Raw genomic sequence first — 1,222 nt, 5'->3', positions numbered from 1 at the left:
GCACCCCGGCTGCAGCGCAGCCAGCCACCGCGCAGCCAGCCAGCGCGTCCGACGGCGAGTGGCTGCGCGTGCACCCGGCGTCGCCCTTTATCCGTGGCTGGGTGGCCCTGGCCGCCATAGCCTTCTTCTTCGGCCGTGACATCTTCGAACGCTCGCTGCAGGGCAGGCCGGTCTTCGAGGAAGAGCTCGCCGGCCGGGCTTCCTGGCTGCTGGCGGGCGGCGGCACGGTGCTGCTGGTCTCGGTGCTGGGCTTCCTCCTCACCTGGTACTTCACCAAGTACCAGGTGTCCGGCGGCTACGTCAGGGTCAATACGGGTTTCCTTTTCCGGCAGCAGCGCCAGGCGAGGCTGGACCGGGTCCAGGCCATCGACATCGTGCAGCCCCTGCTGGCCCGGATCTTCGGCCTCGCCGAACTCAAGTTCGAGGTGGCCGACGCAGGAGAGTCGGCGGTGCGCCTGGCCTACCTGAAAATCGACGACGCCCGGCAGCTCCGCGCCACCATCCTGGCCCGTGCCGCGGGCGTGGCCGTTGACCCCGCCCACCCGGAGCAGCCGTCACCCGAGGCGCCCGAATTCCAGGTCCTGTCCGTGCCGCCGCAGCGCCTTGTGGGTTCCCTGCTGCTCAGCGAGCAGAGCTTCTTCGTGGTGGCGGGCGGCATTGCCTCCGTGGTGCTCGCAGCCGCCACGGACAGCCAGGCATTCTACCTCTACCTCATTCCTGCGGGCCTTGGCCTGGCAGCCAGTTACTGGGGACTGTTCAACAAGGGCTACAACTTCACCGCCGCGATCTCCCCGGACGGCATCCGGCTCCGCTACGGCCTGCTGGACACCCAGGCGCAGACCCTTCCGCCCGGGCGGATCCAGGCCCTGAAGGTCACCCAGCCGCCGCTGTGGCGTCCGCTGGGCTGGTACCGGATGCAGGTCAACGTGGCAGGCTACGGTGTGGTGGAGAACGCGGGAGAAGGCTCCGCCCGGACCACTCTCCTGCCCGTCGGCACGCTGGCGGACGTGATGGGCATGCTCGCACTGGTGCTGCCGGACCCTGGAACCCCGCAGCCCGCCGTCGTCTTCGGTGCGGGGCTGACCGGACTGGATTCCGACGGCGGATTCGTCACCACGCCGCGGAGGGCCCGCTGGCTCGCCCCCCTGGGCCGGGATCTGCGGCATTTGGTCAACATCGTCCATGACCTGACCGAACGGGGCATTGGCCTGAAGGTGCTCAC

1 protein-coding gene is annotated in these 1,222 nt (G+C 69.4%); it reads left to right on the top strand.

Annotated elements, in window-relative coordinates:
• Window positions 1–62: 62 nt before the first annotated feature.
• A partial coding sequence (locus tag ACKAE7_RS20985; RefSeq protein WP_408980221.1) for a PH domain-containing protein occupies window positions 63–1,222 on the top strand: 1,160 nt, incomplete at its 3' end.

This window comes from Pseudarthrobacter sp. NKDBFgelt (genome assembly GCF_046097905.1).
Taxonomy (GTDB): domain Bacteria; phylum Actinomycetota; class Actinomycetes; order Actinomycetales; family Micrococcaceae; genus Arthrobacter; species Arthrobacter polychromogenes.
This window is presented reverse-complemented; position numbering and strand designations above follow the sequence as displayed.